The sequence below is a fragment of the Pseudomonas entomophila L48 genome (genome assembly GCF_000026105.1).
Taxonomy (GTDB): domain Bacteria; phylum Pseudomonadota; class Gammaproteobacteria; order Pseudomonadales; family Pseudomonadaceae; genus Aquipseudomonas; species Aquipseudomonas entomophila.
The window spans coordinates 5,557,637-5,579,921 of the sequence record NC_008027.1 but is presented as its reverse complement, the minus strand read 5'-3'; the positions used below and the strand labels follow the sequence as shown (position 1 = coordinate 5,579,921).

Here is a 22,285-nt window from a genome sequence, read left to right as displayed (position 1 = left end):
CATCTGCGATGGCCCAGCTATAGAACAAGGATCACCATGAAAAAGACCCTGCTGACCACCGCCCTGGCTGCCGCCCTGTCGTTCACGGGCTTCGCCAACGCTGCTGAAAAACTGGTGGTCGCCGCCACGCCTGTGCCGCACGCCGAAATCCTCGAACTGATCAAGCCGACCCTGGCCAAAGAGGGCGTGGACCTGGAAATCAAGGTCTTCACCGACTACGTCCAGCCCAACGTGCAAGTCGACCAGAAGCGCCTGGACGCCAACTACTTCCAGACCCTGCCGTACCTGAAGAACTTCAACGAAGGCAAGGGCACCCACCTGGAAACCGTGATCGGCGTGCATGTCGAGCCGTTTGGTGGCTACTCGAAGAAGGTCAAGAGCCTGGCCGAGCTGAAGGAAGGCGCCACCGTCGCCATCCCCAACGAAGGCAGCAACAGCGGCCGTGCCCTGCTCCTGCTGCAGAAGGCCGGCCTGATCACCCTGAAAGATCCGAAGAACGCCCTGGCCACCCCGAAAGACATCGCCGAGAACCCGAAGAAGCTCAAGTTCCGCGAACTGGAATCGGCCATGCTGCCGCGCGTGCTGGACCAGGTCGACCTGGACCTGATCAACACCAACTACGCTCTGGAAGCTGGCCTGAACCCGGCCAAGGATGCCCTGGTGATCGAGGGCAGCGACTCGCCGTACGTGAACTTCCTGGTGGCCCGCCCGGACAACAAGGACAGCGCGGCCATCCAGAAACTGGCCAAGGCGCTGACCAGCCCCGAGGTGAAGGCATTCATCGCCAAGAAGTACCAGGGCGCGGTATTGCCGGCGTTCTGATACCCGGCACGACACGCTTCAACGATAAAACCGACGCAAATAGCGTCGGTTTTTTTATTGGCAGGGCCTGCCCAACCGCAAACCCGTAGGAGCCGGCCTTGCCGGCGAACACCCGCAAAGCGGGTGCCAGGCACCGTGGTATCTCTTTCGTGGCTAAACCCACTCCAACAGGTGGGGCTCAGCGCTGGCTGGCCAGCGCCCGGCGCAATGCCAGCAACCAAAGCAATTGTTCATTCGAGGCGGGAGAGCAGGGGCTGTTCATCGTTATCGTCCTTGTAGGTGTGATGGGCCATGCAGGTCGCAGTCTGAAACTCTTTTGAGAAGGGTTTGATCAGAAAGATCCCTTTGTAATGAAGGAAATTTCCGAGCAATTCGAAGGGGGATATCGATATGCAATAAAGGTATTTAGAGAAACATTCTTATGCCTTTAAAGTTTGCCTATCGTGCTTACCGGCACAGCGCCATCACTCTGTACAAGGACGTCGAGCGACCCTCGCGCCGAGCTGGAACCTCCCCATGCCATACCTTCAAACCCCCGTGCCGAGGCCCTTTCCATGAGCTTCGACACCGCCTTCATGCTTAGCACATTGCCCGCGTTCTTCAAGGCCGTGGGTGTGACCCTGCAGGTCGGGCTGATCGCCATCGCCACCTCGATGCTGGTGGCGCTGGTCAATGCAACGATCCTGGTATTTTGCACGCCCTACCTGCGCCGCCTGGTCCAGGGCTATGTGGAACTTGCCCGCAACACGCCGCTGCTGATCCAGCTGTTCTTCGTCTACTTCGCCCTGCCGAGCCTGGGGTTGAAGGTGTCCGGCTTCACCGCGGCGATCATCACCATGACTTTCATGGGCGGCGCCTACCTCACCGAGGTACTGCGCGCCGGCGTGGAGGCGGTACCACGCGCGCAACTGGAGTCCGGGCGCTCCATCGGCCTGTCCGAAGGGCAGTTGCTGCGCCATGTGATCCTGCCCCAGGCCGGCATCCTCAGCCTGCCGGCGCTGTTCGCCAACTTCGTGTTCCTGCTCAAGGAAACCACCGTGGTCTCGGCGGTGGCGGTGCCGGAGATCCTCTATACCACCAAGAACTACATCGCCCTGTACTACAAGACCTACGAGATGCTCGCCGTGCTGACCCTGCTCTGCGTGCTGATCTTCCTGCCGCTGTCGCTGCTGCTGCGCTACCTGGAAAGGAGGCTGCAACATGGCCAGTTCGGGCATTGATCTGTTGCTGGTATCGCTGCCGCAACTGGCTGCAGGCGCGGCACAGACCCTGACGATCTCGGCCTTGGGCATCCTGTTCGCCACCCTGGGCGGCGTGCTCTACGGCGTGCTGACCACCCTCGGCAACCGGGCACTGAACCTCCTGTTGCAGGTATACCTGGAGCTGTTCCGGGCGATTCCGGTGCTGGTCTGGTTGTACCTGGTGTTCTTCGGGCTGCCGATCTTCTTCGGCCTGAGCATCCCCAGCTTCTGGTGCGCGGTATTGGTACTCGGCCTGTGGGGCGCCAGCGAGGTGGGCGAGGTGGTGCGCGGCGCCCTGCAATCGCTACCCCGCGGGCAGCGCGAGGCCGGGCTGTCGATCGGCCTGGGCGGCTGGCAGCTGTACGGCTACGTGCTGCTACCCCAGGCACTCAAGCGCATGACCCCGCCGACCATCAATATCTACACGCGCATCATCAAGACCAGCTCGCTGGCGGTGCTGATCGGTGTGGTCGACGTCATCAAGGTCGGCCAGCAGATCATCGAGCGCACCTACGAATCGGTGCTGATCTACGGCGCGTTGTTCCTGTTCTTCTTCCTCGTCTGCTATCCGCTTTCCGCCGCCTCGCGCGTGCTGGAACGCCGCTGGGCCCAGCCATGAACGCATTGATCGAATTCCAGGGTTTCAACAAATTCTTCGGCGAGCACCAGGTGCTCAAGGATGTCGACCTGCAAGTGCAGGCTGGTGAAGTGGTGGTGATCCTCGGCCCCAGCGGCTGCGGTAAAAGCACCCTATTGCGCTGCCTAAACGGGCTGGAGGAAGCCCAAGGCGGCAGCCTGCGCCTCGACGGCCAGGAACTGCTCGACCCGCGCACCGACTGGCGCCAGGTGCGCCAACGGGTCGGCATGGTGTTCCAGAGCTACCACCTGTTCGGCCATATGAGTGTGCTCGACAACCTGCTGTTGGGCCCGCTCAAGGTGCAGAAGCGCGAGCGCCGCGAAGCCCAGGCCCAGGCAGAGGCGCTGCTGGCGCGGGTCGGGCTGCTGGACAAGCGCGACGCCTTCCCCCGGCAGCTTTCCGGTGGCCAGCAGCAGCGCATCGCCATCGTCCGCTCGCTGTGCATGAACCCCCAGGTGATGCTGTTCGACGAAGTCACCGCGGCCCTCGACCCGGAGATGGTCAAGGAGGTGCTGCAGGTGATCCAGGGCCTGGCCCGCGACGGCATGACCCTGCTCATCGTCACCCACGAAATGGCCTTCGCCCGCGCGGTGGCCGACCGCATCGTGTTCATGGAGGCCGGCAGGATCCTTGAACAGAATGACCCCGAGCGCTTCTTCACCCAACCGCAGAGCGCACGCGCGCAGCAGTTCCTGGAGAAATTCTCGTTCGTCGAAAGCCTGCCCAAGATACTGCCCAAGTCACTGCACAAGGAACTGTCATGAAGACCGCACCGTTCGCCAAACTGCTCGCTCCACTGCTTGGCCTGGCCCTGCTGGCCGGCTGCAATAAGTCCGAAGACGCGGCCAAGCCCGCCGCCGCCTCGCCGGCCACCAGCTACCTGGAAACCATCAAGGCCCGCGACAAGCTGATCGTGGGGGTGTTCACCGACAAGCCGCCGTTCGGTTTCGTCGATGAAAGCGGCCGCTACGTCGGCTTTGACACCGATATCGGCCGGCGCTTCGCCAAGGAGCTGCTGGGCGACGAGAACAAGGTCGAGTTCGTCGCCGTCGAGCCCGCCAGCCGCATTCCGTTCCTGCAGAGCGACAAGGTCGACCTGATCCTCGCCAACATGACCGTCACCCCCGAGCGCAAAGAGGCGGTGGACTTCACCAACCCCAACCTGCGCGTGGCGGTGCAGGCCATCGTCGCCGACGGCAGCCCGGTGCAGAAACTCGACGACCTGGCCGACAAGACCATCATCGTCACCACTGGCACCACCGCCGATATCTGGCTGACCAAGAACCACCCGGACTGGAAGCTGCTGAAGTTCGAGAAGAACACCGAGTCCCTGGCCGCCCTGGCCAGCGGCCGCGGCGAGGCCTATGCCCAGGACAACCTGATCCTGTTCAGCTGGGCCAAGCAGAACCCGGGCTATCGCGTATTGCCGCAGTTGCTGGGTGAAGAGGCGCCGATCGCCCCGGCGGTGAAGAAGGGCAACACCGAGCTGCGCGACTGGGTGAACGCCGAGCTGGCCAAGCTGGGCGAGGAGAAGTTCCTGCTCAAGCTGTACGACCAGTACGTGCGTAAAGAACTCAGCGATGACACCAAGCCGGAGAGCGTGATCGTCGAAGGCGGCAAGTGGCAGGGTTGATCGCCTGATGGATCGGTTCGCCGGCAAGCCGGCTCCTACGTTCACCCTGTAGGAGCCGGCTTGCCGGCGAACCGCTTATGGGCCAGGCACCAGGCGCAAGGTGCTCTGCGCCGGAATCACCCCCATCCGCGTCTTGTGATAGCGCCCTTCGATGTAATCCTCGGCCTGGTCCTTGTAGTGGCTGTCGAACAGCACGCCACTCTGCCCGACCGGGTTGATGGTCAATGCCGCCCCGGGGTCGCCGAAGTCGACCACCCGGCGGGTCGAAGGCCCATAGGTGACCGGCCAGGGCGCTGGGCCGATCTTCGCCGAAAGGTTGTTCGGCACTTCATGGGTGCCCGGCGCGGCGAACGGGCCGACATTGAACAGCAGGTTCAACGGCTTCTTCAGCCCCAGCGGATGGTTGTGGGTGAGGGTGTGGGCCTTGCCCCACTGCCAGCTGGCCGGGTCCTTGCCGAGCGTCTCGCGCAGGTGCTTCAGGCTGCGCTGCCAGGCCTGGCGCACGATGGCGGCGCGGTCAGTTCGCTCGTTGCCACCACGGGTGTTCCACCAGGGAGAGTTGGCGTCGGCGGCCAGGCGCGGCAGGGCGGCATCGATGGCGCGGGTGCTGATCAACACCGGGAACCAGGTATCGCCCAACTCATCGTGCAACGCGGCGAAGGCCAGTTCGTAGAGGAACTGGTTGAACAGCGTGGCACTGGTGGAGTCCAGCGGGTAATCGCCACGCCAGGCGGCCAGCTGTTCCACCAGCTCTTTCTCTTCGTCACCGTTGGCAACCGCGCGCAGAGTGCCCAGCAGCGGTGCCAGGGTGCGTGGCCCATAGTCGGTGCTGGTGTCGAGCTGCAGGGCCTGGCTGTTCTGGATGTCCCACTTGATATCCGGATTGTTCAGCTGGCGATCGAGCTGGCGACCACGGTCAGCCAGGTTGTAGTAACCAGGTATCGCTATCGAGGCCGGTGGTTGGTAGTTGGCTGAGACGATATAGCCGCTGGCCGGGTTCTCCTGTTGCGGGTTGACGCTGAAGGGGTAGAACCCAGGCTTGGCGGCCTGGCCGCTGCTGCCGTCGAGGATGAACGCCGGGTTGACCCCGTCCGGGCGGATCGGCAGGCGCGCCGCCGCCCACCAGCCGATATCGCCACGGGCATTGGCCCATACCAGGTTCAGCCCCGGCGCCTGAACCTTCGCCGCTGCCTCGCGCATCTTGCCGAGGGTGTCGGCGCGGTTGATCTGGTAGAAGCCTTCAAGCAATGGGTTCTCGGTTTCGAGGAACGCCCACCACATGGCGATCGGCGCCGGGCCGGCCGTATCACCCAACACGCTGTTGACGATCGGGCCATGGGGCGAGCGACGCAGGGTGATGGTTACCGGCGCCTGCCCCTTGACTGCGATCTGTTGCTCGGTCTTCTCCAGTGCTTGCCAGCGCCCATCGACCATCACCTGATTTGCATCTGCCGGGTTGGTCTTCTCGGCGATCAGGTCGACGTCGTCGTTCTGGAACATGGTCAGGCTCCAGCCGAAATCGCGGCTGTGGCCGAGCAGGGCGAACGGGTTGAGGGCCTGGAAATAGCCATACAGGTTGAAGCCCGGCGCCGACAGTTCGGCCTCGTACCACACCGCCGGCACGGCGAAGCTGATGTGCGGGTCGCCGGCCAGCAGCGGGCGGCCGCTGCGGGTGTGGCTACCGGCCACGGCCCAGGCATTGCTGCCCTCGAACTGCGGGATGCCGGCATCGCCAAGGGCCTCGTGGCTCAGCCGCGCCAGTTGCTCGAGGCTGCGCCAGTCGGCGGCGGCCAGCGGGGTGGCGACGGCACCGTCGGGCTTCCAGTCGAGGTCGAAGATCTTCAGGTACTCGGGGCCGAGCTGATCGCGGATGTAGGTCAGCGCAGGATCCGTGCGAAACGCTGCGGCGAAACTGTAGGCCATGTAGCCGGCGATGCTCAGGGTGTCCTCAGCGGTGAACGGGCGCTTCGGGATGCCGAGCACGTCGAACTCCATCGGCTTGGGGTGCGTCGCCTGCCATTGGTTGACGCCGTCCAGGTACGCCTGCAGGGCCTGCCAGGCTGGCGACTGGTGATCCAGGCGCTGCACCATCAGCGCGGCCTGGTCGCGGATGCGCAGGCTGCGGAACAGGGTGTCGGTGGGCACCAGCTTCTCGCCCAGCACCTCGGCCAGCTCGCCCCGGGCCAGGCGGCGCATGATCTCCATCTGGAACAAGCGGTCCTGGGCGTGCACGTAGCCCAGGGCGCGGTACAGGTCCTGTTCGTTCTGGGCCTGCAAGTGCGGCACGCCGCGGGCGTCGTAGCGGGCGCTGACCGGCGCCTGCAAGCCGCTGACGGCCACCTCGCCCTCGCGCTGGGGCTGCTTGCCCTGCACGTACCAGTAACCGGTGCCAGCGGCGGCCACGGCGATCACCACCGCCAGCAGGGTCAGGCTGCGCTTCATTGAAACTCCTTGTGCACGCCAGCGAAAAATGTGGTCCGATCATCGGCGGATTCGCGAACTGAGCATAGCCCCTGAAAGGAGTTTCCATGTCCCTCAGCGAAAAACAGAAGATGTTGGCCGGTGAGCTCTACCACGCCGGTTGCCCCGAGCTGCAGGCCGAGCAGATCGCCAACAAGCACTGGATGCACCGCTACAACAGCAGCGTCGAGCTGCTCAACGACGCGCGCCATGGCCTGCTGCTCGAGCATTTCGGCCACGTCGGCGACGGCGCGGTGATCCGCCCACCGTTCTACTGCGACTACGGCTACAACATCAGCATTGGCGCCAACAGTTTCATGAACTTCAACTGTGTGATCCTCGATGTGCTGCCAGTGCGCATTGGCGCCGACTGCCAGATCGGCCCGGCGGTGCAGATCTACACCGCCGACCACCCGATGGACCCTGCGCTTCGCCGTACCGGCCTCGAGAGCGGCCGGCCGGTGACTATCGGCGACAACGTGTGGATTGGCGGTGGGGCGATCATCCTGCCCGGCGTGACCATCGGCGACAACGCCGTGGTCGGTGCCGGCAGCGTAGTGACCCGCGATGTGCCGGCGGGGGCGGTGGTGGTGGGCAACCCGGCGCGGGTGCGTCAGCCGGCCCAGGGGCAGTAGCAGCCCACCGCAAGGGTATTGGAAGCCTGTACCCGGCGCCCTTGCTCCAGTGCCTTGAGGATTGGCTCGATGAAGCTGTTGCTCGAGTTGCACACCGCGCCTTCGCTGTAGGGGCCGAAGTAAGCCAGGTTGCCCTCGCGGTCCCAGATTGCCACGGCGGGCGTGGCGGGTAGTCGTTCACTGCCGGGCAGGCTGGCCAGTGGCTTCAGCGCGGTGAGGTTGGCGGGAAGCTGGCCGTGGCTGCCGGGCTTCTGCACGACGTGGAAGCTCACGCCCCGTGGGGCGAACTGCGCGACCAGCTCGCCCAGGTGCTGCTGGTTGCCGACGTTGCATGGGCAGGCCGGGTCCCAGAAGTGCACCACGCGGATAGGGCCGGGGCCGGACAGCTCGGGCGGCAATTGCAACTGGCTGCCGTCGAAGAAGGTGGCTTGGTTGTCGAAGGGGCGCAGGTAGCGGCTCTGGAAACTGTCGTAGGCCCACCACAGCGCGACGGCGCAGAGCAGGGTGGCGGTGATACCGGCCAATGGCTTGAAACTTCGGGGCATGGTCTATTCGCAGCGCCTGATAACCGCACAAGCTTGCCACGATGACTGCAAGACCTGAATATCGCAGATCAATACTTGCTTCAGTGTGGATGTACCCGATGCCCGCCGCCTTCCAACCCGACTCGCTGCGCGCCAGCCTGTCGCCCCTCACCGAGCGCCAGTCGCTGCCGGCCCAAGGCCGTGACTACCAGCGCTTCTATGGCCTGGACCTGCCGGTGGCCAGTTGGCTTGGTCGCTTCCAGGCCGCTGGGTTCGACCTGGTCGGCCAGGTCTGGTTGCCGGAGCAACCGGTGGCGACCCTGTTCCTGCTGCATGGCTACTACGACCACATGGGCCTGTATCGGCATGTGATCGACTGGGCGCTTGGGCAGCACTATGCGGTGATCAGCTGCGACCTGCCTGGGCACGGGCTGTCCAGCGGAGAGCGGGCCAGCATCGAAGACTTCGACATTTATCAGCAGACACTGGGCGCCTTGTTCGAACAGGCGCGCCAGCTCGACCTGCCACGCCCGTGGCACCTGTGCGGGCAGAGCACCGGCGGGGCGATCGTGGTCGATCACCTGCTGCACTGCGACGGCCGCAGCCCGGCCGACGGCGAGGTGATCCTGCTGGCGCCGCTGGTGCGCCCGCGCGCCTGGCACTGGTCGAAGCTCAGCTATTGCGTGCTGCGCCACTTCGTCAACGGCATCGAGCGGCGCTTCAGCGAGAACACCAACGACCCGGCGTTCCTGCCGTTTCTGGAAGCCGACCCGCTGCAACCGCGCCGTTTGCCGACAGCCTGGGTCGGCGCGCTGTTGAAATGGGTCCGGCGTATAGAGGAGGCGCCGCGCAGCACGCGGCGGCTGTTGATCGTGCAAGGGGAGGCGGACGGTACCGTGGACTGGCCCTACAACCTCAAGGTGCTCAAGGCCAAGTTCAGCGAGCCGCAGATCCTCATGCTGCCCGAGGCGCGGCACCACCTGGCCAATGAGCTGCCGGGCATCCGCCAGCGCTATTTCGACTTCATCGGCCAGCGCCTGGGCTGATCAGTTCAGGTCCGCGGCGTTCTGGCCGACCGCCAGCGCGGCGCGCACGGCGGCCACGGCGGCCTTGTAGTAGGCCTGGCCTTGCGGCGACTCGGCGAAGGTGGCGAACTCTTCCAGCTCGGTGTCCGACAGGTCGCGATAGACATACAGCAGGGTGTTGTTCAGGTCTTCGCCGACCTGGTTCATCAGGCGCTGGCGCTGGCCGTCGAGCAGGTTCTGGGCCTGGCCGCCACCGAACAGGCCGGGGATCATCGAGCTGAGGCTGTCCGCCGCCACCCCGGCAATCGCCAGGCTGACCTCGGCGCCGGCCTCACGGGCGGGCAGTGCCTGGGCCAGGTGGCCGACGATCAGCAGGCGGTTGTCGCTGACCTGCATCTTGGGCAGGCCCTTGGCATTCTTGGCCAGTTGATCTTTGCGCGTGGCCAGCAGTTCGGCGGCAACCACCTTGCGCCCCAGCGGCGACTGGAAGAAGTTCAGGGCCGGCGCAGGGTTCTGCAAGTTCGTGCGCAGCTGCGCCAGGGCGCGGCGATCCATGGCCTGGGCCTGGAAGCGCTGGTTGCTGTTGCTGACCAGCGCCTGGTAGACCGCAGGCGGCAGGCTGTTGCGGTAGCGCTGCTGGGCGGCGCTCACGGCATCGTTGAAATGGGCGCGCTGGTCGGGCCAGCCGGCGGCCTTGTACAGTTGATCGAGGCTGTCTGCCCAGACAGGCATGGTGCAGATCATCAGCAGAAGCAGGGAAAACAAACGGCGCATTCAGGACTCCTGTCGGCAGGCCGCTATTGTCCGTGGCCCGGCGGGGCTTTGTCGAGACGCCAACGGCAGTTCTCGACCAAGTGGCGCTGTGCGAGCGCATGCCGAATGGCTATGATGCGCCATGCACATTCCTCCTGAACATCCGATGCTGTCGGCGATCGTCGATGACCTGGCCACCCGTGGCTGGTCGCAGCAGTCGCTCTTCTTGTCCGACGAACTGGCCCGCGCGCTGGCGCTCGAATGCCGCCGTCGCCACGCCGAAGGCGAACTCAACCCGGCCGGGGTCGGGCGCGGTGCCGCGCAGGAGGTGCGCGAGGCCATTCGCGGCGACCAGATCCAGTGGATCGACCCGGGTGACTCCGAGGCCTGCGACCAGTACCTGGGGGCCATGGACAGCCTGCGCCAGGCCATCAACCAAGGGTTGTACCTGGGGCTCGAGGATTTCGAGTGCCATTTCGCCCTGTATCCCCCGGGCGCCTTCTATCGCCGCCACCTGGACCGGTTCCGCGACGACGACCGGCGTGCCGTCTCGGCCGTGTTCTATCTCAATGAAGGCTGGCAGCCCGACGACGGTGGCCAGTTGCGCATGTTCCTGCAGGGGGACGTCGAGCATGACGTGCCGCCGCTGGCGGGCACCCTGGTGGTGTTCCTGTCGGGCGACATCCCCCACGAAGTCCTCCCGGCCGGGCGCGAGCGCCTGTCGCTGACAGGCTGGTTCCGTCGCCGTGGCAACGATCCGTTCTAAGGTGCTGGTCAGCGCCTGCCTGCTGGGCCAGCCGGTGCGTTATGACGGGCGTGCCAGCGGCCATCCCGACCTGTTGCAGCGCTGGCAGGCCGAGGGGCGGGTGGTGCCATTGTGCCCGGAGGTGGCCGGTGGCTTGCCGACGCCGCGCCCGCCAGCGGAGATTCCGGGCGGGCAGGGTGGTGCCGTGCTGGACGGACAGGCGCAGGTCGTGACGGTGGCGGGCGAGGATGTCAGCGAGGCGTTTCTCGCAGGTGCCAGGCAGGCCCTGGCCCTGGTGCGGCGGCACGGCATCACGGTGGCGGTGCTCAAGTCCGGTAGCCCGTCGTGTGGTAATCGATTGACCTATGACGGCAGCTTCACGGGTGTGAAGGTGGCGGGGGAAGGGGTCACGGCAGCCTTGTTGCGTCGTGAAGGGGTGCTGGTGTTCAGCGAGCTGGAGCTGGACCAGGCCGAGCAAGCCCTGAACCACGCGGACCTGTAGGAGCCAGCTTGCTGGCGAACGATCGCACACCGGCTTGAGAATTGTTCGCCAGCAAGCTGGCTCCTACGGGATCGGTGGCGTGGCTACTGCTGGAGCCATTTCTTTTCCAGCTCGGTCAGGCGCCCATTGTCCTTGAGCCGCTGCAAGGCATTGTTCACCGCGCTCTCGAACGCCGGGTTGTCCTTCTGGAATGGAATCACCAGGTGCTGGTCGCCAAACGGCTGGCTGGCGCTCAGCGCAGGTGCAAGTTTGCCTTGCACATCGGGCTTGTCGACAGTGATGTCGAACTTGCCGCTCTCCACCCCCGCCAGTACTTCCGCGGCCGGCGTCTCGATGAACTCGGCGCGCAGGTCCAGTTCCCGGGCCAATGCCTGGCCAAGCTCGATATCGAAACCCGTCAGGTGCTCGTCCTGCTTGAAGGCATAGGGCGCGGCGTCGCTCTGCACGGCGATGCGCAACTCCCCCCGGTCGTTGATTTCATCGATCAGTTCGGCCTGGGCCAATGGAGTGAACAGTGCTGCCAGCAGCACGCCAATGGTCAAACGCATGAATGCCCCTTTCTTGTTCGGCAGAAGATTTCCATTCGCCGGGACTTATTACCTGCCACGGTCGAGCGCAGCCTCAGACCTCAGGGCCCGGTCAATGTTTGACGCGGCCCTGAAATATTTCCGCGCCTGTTTTTGAACCTCTTCCAGTGTGGGTGGACTATGGTGAAGTACCGCCGTGCTTCGTTTAAGTGATAGCGGTCAATTGAAGTGAATCACAGGAGAAGTGAATGAAAAGCCTAATGTCGCGTGCTGTCGTCGCCGGTCTTTTGATGGGGGCATCGGTGTTCGCCAGCGCCGCGGATGCCCTGAAGAGCCAGCAGCCACCGGAAGGCGCCAAGGTCTTCATCGTTTCCCCCGCCGACGGTGCCACGGTCGACAAGACCTTCACCGTCAAGTTCGGTATCGAGGGCATGGGCCTGAAGCCGGCGGGTGACCAGACCCCGCACACCGGCCATCACCACCTGCTGGTGGATGTCGACAAGGCGCCGGCAGCTGATATGCCGCTGCCGACCAGCCTGATGCCGGAAAACAACGCACCGTTGCCGGCTGGCCCGCAGGTGCTGCATTTCGGCAAGGCGCAGACCGAGGCGACCATCACCCTGACGCCGGGCAAGCACACCCTGCAGTTGGTGCTGGGTGACCAGTACCACGTGCCGTTCAAGCCGAGCGTCGAGTCGAAGAAGATCACAGTAGATGTGAAGTGACGCAGAACCTGTAGGAGCGGCTTCAGCCGCGAAATAGACACCGCGGCGCTTGGCACCCGCTTCGCGGGCGATCGCGGCTGAAGCCGCTCCTACAAGAATCGTCGGTGTACCGCGACAAAGAATAAGGGAGGCCACCAGGGCCTCCCTTTTTCATGCCGCCGTGAAACTTAGAACAGTACGCGCGAGCGAATGGTGCCCTTCACGTGCTGCAGTTTCTCCTGGGCCAGGTCCGAGTACTCGGCGTCCACGTCGATGACCACGTAACCGACTTTCTCGTCGGTCTGCAGGAACTGACCGGAGATGTTGATACCGTTCTCGGCGAACACTTTGTTGATCTCGCTGAGCACGCCCGGGATGTTTTCGTGGATGTGCAGCAGGCGGTGCTTGCCTGGGTGGGCCGGCAGGGCCACTTCCGGGAAGTTGACCGACGATACGGAAGTACCGTTGTCGCTGTACTTGACCAGCTTCTCGGCCACTTCCAGGCCAATGTTGGCCTGGGCTTCGGCGGTGGAACCACCGATGTGCGGGGTGAGGATCACGTTGTCCAGGCCACGCAGCGGGCTTTCGAACTCGTCGTCGTTGGAGCGCGGCTCGACCGGGAACACGTCGATGGCGGCGCCGATCAGGTGCTTGTCCTTGATCGCGGCGGCCAGGTGGTCCAGCTCGACCACGGTGCCACGGGCGGCGTTGATCAAGATCGCGCCCTTCTTCATCGCGCGGATTTCCTTCTCACCGATCATCCACTGGGTGGACGGCAGTTCAGGCACGTGCAGCGAGACGATGTCGGCCAGGCCCAGCAGTTCGTGCAGGCTGGTGACCTGGGTGGCGTTGCCCAGCGGCAGCTTGGTCAGCGGGTCGTAGAAGTACACCTGCATGCCCAGGCCTTCGGCCAGCACCGACAGCTGCGTGCCGATCGAGCCGTAGCCGACGATGCCCAGCTTCTTGCCACGGATCTCGAAGGAGTTGGCCGCGCTCTTGATCCAGCCGCCACGGTGGCAGGAGGCATTCTTCTCGGGGATGCCGCGCAGCAGCAGGATGGCTTCGGCCAGCACCAGTTCGGCTACCGAACGGGTGTTGGAGTACGGTGCGTTGAACACCGCGATGCCGCGCTCGCGGGCCGCGTTCAGGTCGACCTGGTTGGTGCCGATGCAGAAGCAGCCGACCGCGACCAGTTTCTTCGCACAGTCGAAGACCTCTTCGGTCAGCTGGGTGCGCGAGCGGATACCGATGAAGTGGGCATCGGCGATCTTTTCCTTCAGCTCGGCGTCCGGCAGCGAACCGGTGAGGTACTCGATGTTGCTGTACCCGGCGGCCTTGAGGATATCCACCGCATTCTGGTGGACGCCTTCAAGAAGAAGGAACCTGATCTTGCTCTTGTCGAGAGACGTCTTGCTCATCTGCTTAAACCTGTATCCCGGAGAAAAATGGCGAGGAGGGTGAAGCGGCGCGGCGTCGGCCTTAGCACGGACAGCGGGAGGGCTATGCTAGCATACGCGACCTGATCTGAGCTTATCCCGACAGGTGAAGCGTGCTCAGGGTGACTATGAATAAGTCGAGAGTTCCTGCGATGACCCAGTCTGCGGTAATTGATGAGCTGATGACCCTGGTCGACCCTGGCAAGGTCCTCACCGATCCCGCCTCGCTCGAGGCATATGGCAAGGACTGGACCAAGCACTACCCGCCCGCGCCCAGCGCCATCGTCTTCCCCAAAACCATCGAACAGGTCCAGGCCATCGTGCTTTGGGCGAACCGGCACAAGGTCGCCCTGGTGCCGTCCGGTGGGCGTACCGGGCTGTCGGGAGGCGCGGTCGCCGCCCATGGCGAAGTGGTGGTGGCGTTCGACTCTATGAACCAGATCCTCGGTTTCAATGAGTTCGACCGCACCGTGGTCTGCCAGCCAGGCGTGATTACCCGCCAGCTTCAGCAGTTCGCCGAAGACCAGGGCTTGTACTACCCCGTGGATTTCGCTTCCAGCGGCTCCAGCCAGATTGGCGGCAATATCGGCACCAATGCCGGCGGGATCAAGGTGATTCGCTACGGCATGACCCGTAACTGGGTGGCCGGGCTGAAAGTGGTCACCGGCAAGGGCGAGTTGCTGGAGCTGAACAAGGACCTGATCAAGAACGCCACCGGCTACGATCTGCGCCAGCTGTTCATCGGCGCCGAAGGCACGCTGGGCTTCGTGGTCGAGGCGACCATGCGCCTGGACCGCGCGCCGCGCAACCTTACCGCGATGGTGCTGGGCACGCCGGACTTCGACTCGATCATGCCGGTGCTGCACGCCTTCCAGGGCAAGCTCGACCTGACCGCCTTCGAGTTCTTCTCCGACAAGGGCCTGGCCAAGATCCTCGCCCGTGGCGATGTACCGGCACCGTTCGAGACGGGCTGCCCGTTCTATGCGCTGCTGGAGTTCGAGGCCAGCACCGAGGAGGTGGCCAACGAGGCGCTGGCCACCTTCGAGCACTGCGTCGAGCAGGGCTGGGTGCTGGACGGGGTGATGAGCCAGAGCGAAACCCAGCTGAAGAACCTGTGGAAGCTGCGCGAATACCTGTCCGAGACCATTTCCCACTGGACGCCCTACAAGAACGACATTTCGGTCACCGTGTCGAAAGTGCCGGCGTTCCTGCGCGATATCGACGCCATCGTCGGCGAACACTACCCAGACTACGAAGTGGTCTGGTACGGCCACATCGGCGACGGCAACCTGCACCTGAACATTCTCAAGCCCGACCACATGACCAAGGACGATTTCTTCGCCTCCTGTACCAAGGTCAACAAGTGGGTGTTCGAGATCGTCGAGCGCTACAACGGCTCGATCTCCGCCGAGCATGGCGTGGGCATGACCAAGCGCGACTACCTCGGCTATAGCCGCTCGGCGGATGAAATCGCCTGCATGAAGGCGATCAAGGCCGTGTTCGACCCTAACGGCATCATGAATCCGGGTAAGATCTTCGCTCCCGAATAAAAAGCAGTATTCACAGGAGTCGGCCATGAGTTACCAGCACCAGTACGTAGACGGCACCCGCATCCATTACCCCCTGGGCAAGGTGGTGTGCATCGGCCGCAACTACGCCGAGCACGCCAAGGAACTGGACAACCCCATCCCCAGCGAGCCGCTGCTGTTCATCAAACCCGGTAGCTGCGTGGTGCCCCTGGAAGGCGGCTTCAAGATCCCGACCGAGCGTGGCTCGGTGCACTACGAAGCGGAAATTGCCGTGCTGCTGGGCAAGCCGCTGTCCACCGCGCCGTCCGAGGAAGAGGTGCTCGACGCCATTTCAGGTTATGCCCCGGCGCTCGACCTCACCCTGCGCGAGGTGCAGGCGAAACTGAAGGAAAAGGGCCTGCCTTGGGAGCTGGCCAAGAGCTTCGATGGCGCCTGCGTGCTGCCGCCGTTTGTGTCGGCCAGTACTTTCGAGGACCTGGCCGACATCGGTATCCGCCTGACCATCAACGGCGAAGTGCGCCAGGACGGCAGCAGCGCGATGATGCTCAACCCGATCGTGCCGATCATCCAGCACATCGCCGGGCATTTCTCGCTGCAGCCGGGCGACGTCATCCTCACCGGCACCCCGGCCGGGGTTGGCCCGCTGAACGTGGGCGACGAGCTGGTGTTGGAACTTCCGGGCGCGAGCCGTTTCGAAGGGCGCGTGCTCTGACCTTGCATGGCGGCGGCTGGAAGCCGTCGCCGTCTCCCTGACCGCGGGTGGTCGTTGCCATTTTTTTCACAATCGATGCGGATAATGCGCGAACTGCGCATTTTCGTCGGCATTGGGCTATACCTCACCGCTCGCTTTCAGGAATTTCCTTCAATGGCCACCTCCACCCGTGCATCCCTTCCGCCTGCACCCAAGCGCCGTGCCTCGCTGCGCTGGCTGATCGGCTTTGCCGCCCTGGCAGTGATCAGCTATGGCGTGGTCGTGGCCATGCACTGGGATGACCGTGGCCTGCTGTGGCTGAAGGAGCGTTTCGAAACGCCTGCCGAGCGCCAGGAAAGCATCTGGTTGCCAGATTACGTGGCAGACATAGACGCCAAGCCCTTGGTGGGCATGGAGGAAGACGAAGCCTCGGACGTGGCCTTCAACCCGCATACCCGCACCTTGTTCGCTGTCATGGGCAAGCACCCGTTCCTGGCCGAGCTGAACCTGGATGGCGATGTGCTGCGCAAGATCCCCTTGCAAGGCTGGGACAATCCCGAGGGCGTCGCCGTGCTCGAGGACGGGCAGATCGCGATCACCGATGAGCGCCGCCATGACCTGACCCTGGTGAAAGTGGACGCCACCACGGCTTCGCTGACCAGCACCGACTTCAAGAGCTACGACCTGGGCGAGTCGGTCAAGAGCAACAAGGGCTTCGAGGCCGTGGCCTGGGACCCGATGCGCCAACGCCTGCTGATCGGCGAGGAGCGCCCGCCGAAGCTTTATACCTGGAACACCGACGGGCATGGCCCGCTCACGGGGGTCAAGCAGGTGCTGCCCAGCGATGAGCTGGACCTGCGCAACCTGTCGGCCTTGAGTGTCGACCCGCGCACGGGCCACCTGCTGGTGCTGTCGGCGGACTCGAACATGCTGTTGGAGCTGGACGAGAAAGGTGAACAGGTCAGCTTCATGACCCTGCTGGGGGGCTTCAATGGCCTGAAGGACACCGTCCCGCGCGCCGAAGGCGTGGCCATGGACGACAAGGGCAACCTGTACATCGTCAGCGAACCCAACCTGTTCTATCGTTTCAGGAAGCAATGACGCCCTCTTCGGGATATTCCGATGATGGCATTAAGCTTCGCTTCAGTTGTTGATGGTTAGATTCGCGTCCCCTTTGCCGAGTCTGCCGCCATGCGCCGTCGTTATCGCCTCACCCTTGCTCTAACCGTGCTTGCCGCCTTGCTTGTGCTGGGTGCGGCAGCCCAGGAGTTCCGCCTGTTCGAGCGCGGCTGGTTCAACCTGCGGGCCTGGTGGCAGCCCGCCGAGCAGAGCATGGGGCTGGACCGTTATCGGGTAGCGGTGGAGGCGCAGCCCATCGAAGGGCTGGACGACGATCTTTCGGCCCTGACCTACGACCCGGACCGCAAGAGCCTGTTCACGGTGACCAATGCCCGTTCCGAGCTCATCGAGCTGTCTTTGGACGGGCGTATCCTGCGCCGCGTGCCGCTGACCGGCTTCGGCGACCCCGAGGCCGTGGAATACGTGGGCCCCAACAGCTACGTGATCACCGATGAGCGCCAGCAGCGGCTGATCCGCGTGCGGTTGGACGATGACACGCTGTTCCTCGATGCCAACGACGCCGAGCAGCTGTCCCTGGGCATCGGCCTCAATGGCAACAAGGGTTTCGAGGGGTTGGCCTACGACTCGGCGGGCAAGCGCCTGTTCGTGGCCAAGGAGCGCGACCCGATGATGATCTACGAGGTGCACGGCTTCCCTCATGACAACCCGGACAAGCCTTACGCGGTGCATGTGGTGCAGGACCGCAAGCGCGACAAGCGGTTGTTCGTGCGGGACTTGTCCAGCCTGCAGTTCGACGAGCGCAGCGGGCATCTGCTGGCCCTGTCGGACGAGTCGCGGCTGGTGCTGGAACTGGATGTGAAGGGGCGGCCGTTGAGCACCCTGTCATTGCGCAAGGGGATGCAGGGGCTGAAGCAGACGGTGCCGCAGGCGGAAGGGATTGCGATGGACGATGCCGGGACCATCTACCTGGTCAGTGAGCCGAACCTGTTCTACGTGTTCAAGCAGCCATGACGCTGTAGGAGCCAGCCTTGCTGGCGAACGGGCACGCCCTCGGCTGCTATGTCGGACGCCGGTTCGCCAGCAAGGCTGGCTCCTACAGTGGTCGGGTGTTGTGCTTACTCGGCCTTGAGGGTCTTCACGCCTTCGGCGGTGCCCAGCAGCAGCACATCCGCCGGCCGTGCCGCGAACAGGCCGTTGGTGACCACGCCGACGATGGCGTTGATCTGGCTTTCCAGCTCCACCGGGTTGGTGATCTGCAGGTTGTGCACGTCGAGGATGACGTTGCCGTTGTCGGTCACCACACCCTCGCGGTAGACCGGGTCGCCGCCCAGCTTGACCAGCTGGCGCGCCACGTGGCTGCGGGCCATGGGGATGACCTCGACCGGCAGCGGGAAGGCACCCAGTACCGGCACCAGCTTGCTGGCGTCGGCGATGCAGATGAAGGTCTTGGCCACCGCCGCGACGATCTTCTCGCGGGTCAGGGCCGCGCCGCCGCCCTTGATCAGGTTCAGGTGAGCGTCGCTCTCGTCGGCGCCATCCACGTAGAACTCCAGCTCGCTGACGCTGTTCAGCTCGTAGACCGGGATGCCATGGCCCTTCAGACGCTGGGCGGTGGCCTCGGAACTGGCGACGGCGCCGTCGAAGGCGGTCTTGTGCTGGGCCAGGGCGTCGATGAAGAAGTTGGCGGTGGAACCGGTGCCAACGCCGACGACGCTTTTTTCATCCAGCTTGGGCAGGATGAGGTCGACGGCGGCCTGGGCGACGGCCTGTTTGAGTTGGTCCTGGGTCATGCGGGCTCCGGGAGGGGCAGGGCGGATTTCAAAGTTGCCTAGTATAACGGCTCCGGCGGCTTTGCTGTGGCTGCCCGACGTGACGCTGCGGTAGACTCCCAGGCCTTGTCCCGCGGCCCAGTGATGCTTTCCGATGCTCGAACAGTACGTCAAGAAGATCCTCACCTCGCGCGTCTACGACGTTGCTGTCGAAACCCCGTTGCACAGCGCCGGGCAATTGAGCAAGCGCCTGGGCAACACGGTGCTGCTCAAGCGCGAGGACCTGCAGCCGGTGTTCTCGTTCAAGATCCGCGGTGCCTACAACAAGCTGGCGCAACTGAGCGCGGAAGAACTGGCCCGTGGCGTGGTCACCGCCTCGGCCGGCAACCACGCCCAGGGCGTAGCCCTGGCGGCGCGGGAGCTGGGCATCAAGGCGACCATCGTGATGCCCCGCACCACCCCCGAGATCAAGGTCGAGGGCGTGCGTTCGCGGGGTGGCAAGGTGGTGCTGCACGGCGACTCCTTCCCCGAGGCGCTGGCGTATTCGCTGAAACTGGTCGACGAGAAGGGCTTCGTCTACATCCACCCCTACGATGACCCGCACACCATTGCCGGCCAAGGCACCGTGGCGATGGAGATCCTGCGCCAGCACCCCGGCCAGCTCGATGCGATCTTCGTGCCGGTGGGTGGCGGCGGGTTGATCGCCGGGATTGCCGCCTACGTGAAGTACCTGCGCCCTGAGATCAAGGTGATCGGCGTCGAGCCGGACGACTCGAACTGCCTGCAGGCCGCCATGGCCGCGGGCGAGCGCGTGGTGCTGCCGCAGGTCGGGCTGTTCGCCGATGGCGTGGCGGTGGCGCAGATCGGCCAGCACACCTTCGATATCTGCCGCCACCATGTGGACGAGGTGATCACCGTCAGCACCGACGAGATTTGCGCGGCCATCAAGGATATCTACGACGATACCCGCTCGATCACCGAGCCTGCCGGCGCACTGGGTGTGGCCGGGATCAAGAAGTATGTCGAACTCAAGGGTGTGACGGGCCAGACCCTGGTGGCCATCGACTCGGGCGCCAACGTCAACTTCGACCGCCTGCGCCATGTGGCCGAGCGTGCCGAACTGGGCGAGAAGCGCGAGGCGATCATCGCCGTGACCATCCCCGAGCGCCCGGGCAGCTTCAAGGCCTTCTGCGAGGCGATCGGCAAGCGCCAGATCACCGAATTCAACTACCGCAAGCACACGGCGGACGAAGCACACATCTTCGTCGGCGTGCAGACCCATCCGGAAACCGACCCGCGCGCCGCGTTGGTACAGCAGTTGACCGAGCAGGGCTTCCCGGTTACCGACCTGACCGACAACGAGCTGGCCAAGTTGCATATCCGCCACATGGTCGGCGGCCATTCGGCGGGGGCCAGCGACGAGCTGGTGCTGCGCTTCGAGTTCCCGGAACGCCCGGGCGCTTTGTTCAACTTCCTCAACAAGCTGGGTGGGCGCTGGAACATCTCGATGTTCCACTATCGTAACCACGGTGCGGCCGATGGTCGCGTGGTGGCGGGGCTGCAGGTGCCGGAGGAGGAGCGTCACCTGGTGCCGGCGGCGCTGGCCAAGATCGGCTACCCGTACTGGGACGAGACCGAGAACCCGGCTTACCGGCTATTCTTGGGCTGAAACACGTATCGTGCGGCAGCCGGCGGGAGCGGGCTTGCCCCGCGATTGGACGGCTTGCGGAAGGACAATCCATAAATGGAACACCTGACCACTCTCAAGACCCTGCACATCCTCGCCACCGCGCTGTTGCTGCTGGGTGCCCTGGGCCTGGCAATCTGGACCCTTCAAGCCCGCCGCAAGGGTGATGCCGACGCCTATGGGAAGCTGCTGCGCCGGCCACTGGTATTCGTCTGGCTGCTGATGGGCCTGTGCCTGGTGAGCATGCCGTTCACCGGCTGGTGGCTGGTGCACCTGGTCGGCTGGCCGCTGGGGCAGACCTGGGTGCTGGCCTCCAGCGTCATCTACACCTTCGGTGCTTTCGCCGTCTGGTGGTTGCTGGTACGCCTTAACCGGCTGCGCAAGGCTGAAGTGGTGGGGCTGAAGTTCACCCTGGCGCTGGCGGTGTTCAGCGGGGTGTGTTTCCTGTCCATTGCCGGCCTGATGGGCGCCAAGCCCGTCTAGAAACAGCGCCGAACCTGTAGGAGCCAGCCTTGCTGGCGATGCAAGGCGCAGCCTTGCCAGGGTTCTCGAGGGCCCTTTCGCCAGCAAGGCTGGCTCCTACGGGGCGCGTCCGGTTCAGTCGCGCAGTGAGATGATCTCCCAGCCCCTGCGCTCGGCCTCCACCCGCAGTTTCGGGTCCGGATCCACCGCCACCGGCCGCGCCACCACCTCCAGCAACGGCACATCGTTCAGCGAATCGCTATAGAAGCAGCTGCCGTCGAGATCGAAACCGTTCTCCAGCATCCAGCGCTGCAACCGCGTCACCTTGCCTTCACGGAAACACGGTATATCGGTACTGCGCCCGGTGTAGCGCCCGTCCTGCGTCTCGCATTCAGTGGCCAGCAGGGTGCGCACCCCAAGCCGGCGGGCGATGGGCGCGGTGACGAAGCGGTTGGTGGCGGTAATGATCACCAGCTGGTCGCCGGCCTCGCGATGCTGGCGCAGCAGGGCCTCGGCCTTGGGCAGGATGATCGGCTCGATGCAGTCGCGCATGAACTCGCGGTGCCACTGCTCCAGCTGCGCGGGCTCGCTGGCGGCGAGGATTTCCATGGAAAAGGCCAGGTAGGCCTGCATGTCCAGGGTGCCGCTGAGGTAGTCCTGGTAGAAGGCATCGTTGCGTGCCTTGTACGCGACCGGGTCGAGGATGCCCCGTTCGCACAGGTAGTCACCCCAGGCGTGGTCGCTGTCGCCACCGAGGAGGGTATTGTCCAGGTCGAATAACGCCAGGCGCATGGGTAGTCTCGCATCAGCTTCCGGGAGCTCCGCAGAATACGGAGTTTTCACCTCGCTGCACATAAGCTTGGCGGGCGCGTTGCTGCGCGCTCAGGCTTTGTGGAACAATGCCGCGACATGCGTTTGCGAGGTTGCTGCCGTGATCGACCCGGATGGTTTTCGCCCCAATGTCGGGATCATTCTCACGAATGATGCCGGGCAGGTGCTATGGGCTCGGCGGATCAACCAGGATGCCTGGCAATTCCCGCAGGGTGGCATCAACCCTGACGAGACGCCGGAAGATGCCCTGTACCGCGAGCTGAACGAAGAAGTTGGCCTTGAACGCGACGATGTGGAAATTCTTGCCTGCACCCGCGGCTGGTTGCGTTATCGTTTACCGCAACGCCTGGTGCGCACCCACAGCCAGCCGCTGTGCATCGGCCAGAAACAGAAGTGGTTCCTGCTACGCCTGGTGAGCAATGAGCAACGGGTACGCATGGACCTCACCGGCAAACCGGAATTCGACGGCTGGCGCTGGGTCAGCTACTGGTATCCGCTGGGCCAGGTGGTGACATTCAAGCGCGAGGTCTACCGACGCGCCCTGAAAGAGCTAGCCCCGCGCCTGCTGACGCGCGACTGACGACGGAGTCCG

24 protein-coding genes are annotated in these 22,285 nt (G+C 64.2%); 17 read left to right on the top strand and 7 right to left on the bottom strand.

Annotation, left to right across the window (positions count from 1 at the left end; genetic code table 11):
* Positions 1 to 36: 36 nt before the first annotated feature.
* The 5 genes from PSEEN_RS24350 (at position 37) to PSEEN_RS24330 (ending at position 4,333) form a co-directional block, all read left to right on the top strand.
* Positions 37 to 822, top strand: a complete 786-nt coding sequence (locus tag PSEEN_RS24350; protein WP_011536245.1) for a MetQ/NlpA family ABC transporter substrate-binding protein — start codon at positions 37 to 39, stop codon at positions 820 to 822.
* A 554-nt stretch (positions 823 to 1,376) separates the two neighbouring features.
* On the top strand, positions 1,377 to 2,042 hold the full coding sequence (locus PSEEN_RS24345; protein ID WP_011536244.1) for an amino acid ABC transporter permease: 666 nt from the start codon (positions 1,377 to 1,379) through the stop codon (positions 2,040 to 2,042).
* Positions 2,023 to 2,682 (top strand): amino acid ABC transporter permease, encoded by a 660-nt coding sequence (locus tag PSEEN_RS24340; RefSeq protein ID WP_011536243.1) that lies wholly within the window; start codon positions 2,023 to 2,025, stop codon positions 2,680 to 2,682. The genes PSEEN_RS24345 and PSEEN_RS24340 overlap by 20 nt, the downstream gene beginning before the upstream one ends.
* Positions 2,679 to 3,464: an amino acid ABC transporter ATP-binding protein gene (locus tag PSEEN_RS24335; RefSeq protein WP_011536242.1), complete on the top strand. Its 786-nt coding sequence runs from the start codon at positions 2,679 to 2,681 to the stop codon at positions 3,462 to 3,464. Before PSEEN_RS24340 ends, PSEEN_RS24335 begins: the two co-directional genes overlap by 4 nt.
* Complete coding sequence (locus tag PSEEN_RS24330) at positions 3,461 to 4,333, top strand: transporter substrate-binding domain-containing protein (protein ID WP_011536241.1); 873 nt, start codon at positions 3,461 to 3,463, stop codon at positions 4,331 to 4,333. Before PSEEN_RS24335 ends, PSEEN_RS24330 begins: the two co-directional genes overlap by 4 nt.
* 75 nt (positions 4,334 to 4,408) lie before the next feature.
* On the opposite strand, the gene PSEEN_RS24325 is transcribed toward PSEEN_RS24330, so the two are convergent.
* Entirely contained in the window at positions 4,409 to 6,775 is a 2,367-nt protein-coding gene (locus PSEEN_RS24325) for a penicillin acylase family protein (RefSeq protein WP_011536240.1), read from the bottom strand.
* An 86-nt stretch (positions 6,776 to 6,861) separates the two neighbouring features.
* On the opposite strand from PSEEN_RS24325, the gene PSEEN_RS24320 reads away from it, so the two are divergent.
* Entirely contained in the window at positions 6,862 to 7,428 is a 567-nt protein-coding gene (locus tag PSEEN_RS24320; RefSeq protein WP_011536239.1) for a sugar O-acetyltransferase, read from the top strand.
* Here the strand turns inward: PSEEN_RS24320 and PSEEN_RS24315 are convergent.
* Positions 7,407 to 7,973 carry a DUF6436 domain-containing protein gene (locus tag PSEEN_RS24315; RefSeq protein WP_011536238.1) on the bottom strand — a complete coding sequence of 189 codons (567 nt, stop codon included), beginning with the start codon at positions 7,971 to 7,973 and terminating at the stop codon, positions 7,407 to 7,409. The two genes, PSEEN_RS24320 and PSEEN_RS24315, sit on opposite strands and share 22 nt — an antisense overlap.
* Positions 7,974 to 8,071: 98 nt before the next feature.
* Between PSEEN_RS24315 and bipL the strand changes: the two genes are divergently transcribed.
* Complete coding sequence (gene bipL, locus PSEEN_RS24310; protein WP_044488546.1) at positions 8,072 to 8,998, top strand: phospholipase BipL; 927 nt, start codon at positions 8,072 to 8,074, stop codon at positions 8,996 to 8,998.
* On the opposite strand, the gene PSEEN_RS24305 is transcribed toward bipL, so the two are convergent.
* Positions 8,999 to 9,751, bottom strand: coding sequence for a DUF2059 domain-containing protein (locus tag PSEEN_RS24305; RefSeq protein WP_011536236.1), 753 nt, complete (start codon positions 9,749 to 9,751; stop codon positions 8,999 to 9,001).
* Between the two features lie 121 nt (positions 9,752 to 9,872).
* On the opposite strand from PSEEN_RS24305, the gene PSEEN_RS24300 reads away from it, so the two are divergent.
* Together PSEEN_RS24300 and PSEEN_RS24295 are read left to right on the top strand one after the other, a co-directional pair.
* On the top strand, positions 9,873 to 10,496 hold the full coding sequence (locus PSEEN_RS24300) for a 2OG-Fe(II) oxygenase (protein ID WP_011536235.1): 624 nt from the start codon (positions 9,873 to 9,875) through the stop codon (positions 10,494 to 10,496).
* Positions 10,477 to 10,977, top strand: a complete 501-nt coding sequence (locus tag PSEEN_RS24295; protein ID WP_044488544.1) for a 2-thiouracil desulfurase family protein — start codon at positions 10,477 to 10,479, stop codon at positions 10,975 to 10,977. Before PSEEN_RS24300 ends, PSEEN_RS24295 begins: the two co-directional genes overlap by 20 nt.
* An 83-nt stretch (positions 10,978 to 11,060) precedes the next feature.
* Here PSEEN_RS24295 and PSEEN_RS24290 read toward each other — a convergent pair whose 3' ends face one another.
* Complete coding sequence (locus tag PSEEN_RS24290) at positions 11,061 to 11,525, bottom strand: transporter substrate-binding domain-containing protein (RefSeq protein WP_011536233.1); 465 nt, start codon at positions 11,523 to 11,525, stop codon at positions 11,061 to 11,063.
* Positions 11,526 to 11,752: 227 nt separating this feature from the next.
* Here PSEEN_RS24290 and PSEEN_RS24285 point away from each other — a divergent pair, with 227 nt between their 5' ends.
* Entirely contained in the window at positions 11,753 to 12,229 is a 477-nt protein-coding gene (locus PSEEN_RS24285) for a DUF4399 domain-containing protein (RefSeq protein ID WP_011536232.1), read from the top strand.
* Between the two features lie 167 nt (positions 12,230 to 12,396).
* Here the strand turns inward: PSEEN_RS24285 and serA are convergent, their stop codons facing one another.
* Positions 12,397 to 13,626 (bottom strand): phosphoglycerate dehydrogenase, encoded by a 1,230-nt coding sequence (gene serA, locus PSEEN_RS24280; protein ID WP_011536231.1) that lies wholly within the window; start codon positions 13,624 to 13,626, stop codon positions 12,397 to 12,399.
* A gap of 170 nt (positions 13,627 to 13,796) precedes the next feature.
* On the opposite strand from serA, the gene PSEEN_RS24275 reads away from it, so the two are divergent.
* From PSEEN_RS24275 to PSEEN_RS24260, 4 genes are all read left to right on the top strand, one after another.
* Entirely contained in the window at positions 13,797 to 15,194 is a 1,398-nt protein-coding gene (locus tag PSEEN_RS24275) for an FAD-binding oxidoreductase (protein ID WP_011536230.1), read from the top strand.
* 25 nt (positions 15,195 to 15,219) lie between these two features.
* On the top strand, positions 15,220 to 15,885 hold the full coding sequence (locus tag PSEEN_RS24270; RefSeq protein WP_011536229.1) for a fumarylacetoacetate hydrolase family protein: 666 nt from the start codon (positions 15,220 to 15,222) through the stop codon (positions 15,883 to 15,885).
* Positions 15,886 to 16,038: 153 nt separating this feature from the next.
* Positions 16,039 to 16,965, top strand: coding sequence for an SdiA-regulated domain-containing protein (locus PSEEN_RS24265; RefSeq protein WP_011536228.1), 927 nt, complete (start codon positions 16,039 to 16,041; stop codon positions 16,963 to 16,965).
* A gap of 90 nt (positions 16,966 to 17,055) precedes the next feature.
* Complete coding sequence (locus PSEEN_RS24260; protein WP_011536227.1) at positions 17,056 to 17,955, top strand: SdiA-regulated domain-containing protein; 900 nt, start codon at positions 17,056 to 17,058, stop codon at positions 17,953 to 17,955.
* Between the two features lie 104 nt (positions 17,956 to 18,059).
* On the opposite strand, the gene rpiA is transcribed toward PSEEN_RS24260, so the two are convergent.
* A complete protein-coding gene (rpiA, locus tag PSEEN_RS24255; protein WP_011536226.1) occupies positions 18,060 to 18,734 on the bottom strand; it encodes a ribose-5-phosphate isomerase RpiA in 675 nt (224 codons plus the stop codon).
* A 133-nt stretch (positions 18,735 to 18,867) separates the two neighbouring features.
* Between rpiA and ilvA the strand changes: the two genes are divergently transcribed.
* The gene (gene ilvA, locus PSEEN_RS24250) at positions 18,868 to 20,382 is read left to right on the top strand and encodes a threonine ammonia-lyase, biosynthetic (RefSeq protein ID WP_011536225.1); all 1,515 of its coding nucleotides are present in this window, start codon (positions 18,868 to 18,870) and stop codon (positions 20,380 to 20,382) included.
* 75 nt (positions 20,383 to 20,457) lie between these two features.
* Positions 20,458 to 20,883, top strand: a complete 426-nt coding sequence (locus PSEEN_RS24245) for a DUF2269 family protein (protein WP_011536224.1) — start codon at positions 20,458 to 20,460, stop codon at positions 20,881 to 20,883.
* A 114-nt stretch (positions 20,884 to 20,997) separates the two neighbouring features.
* Here PSEEN_RS24245 and PSEEN_RS24240 read toward each other — a convergent pair whose 3' ends face one another.
* Positions 20,998 to 21,654 carry a histidinol-phosphatase gene (locus PSEEN_RS24240; RefSeq protein WP_011536223.1) on the bottom strand — a complete coding sequence of 219 codons (657 nt, stop codon included), beginning with the start codon at positions 21,652 to 21,654 and terminating at the stop codon, positions 20,998 to 21,000.
* Between the two features lie 139 nt (positions 21,655 to 21,793).
* Between PSEEN_RS24240 and PSEEN_RS24235 the strand changes: the two genes are divergently transcribed.
* The gene (locus PSEEN_RS24235; protein WP_003249017.1) at positions 21,794 to 22,273 is read left to right on the top strand and encodes an RNA pyrophosphohydrolase; all 480 of its coding nucleotides are present in this window, start codon (positions 21,794 to 21,796) and stop codon (positions 22,271 to 22,273) included.
* The last annotated feature ends 12 nt before the right edge of the window (positions 22,274 to 22,285 follow it).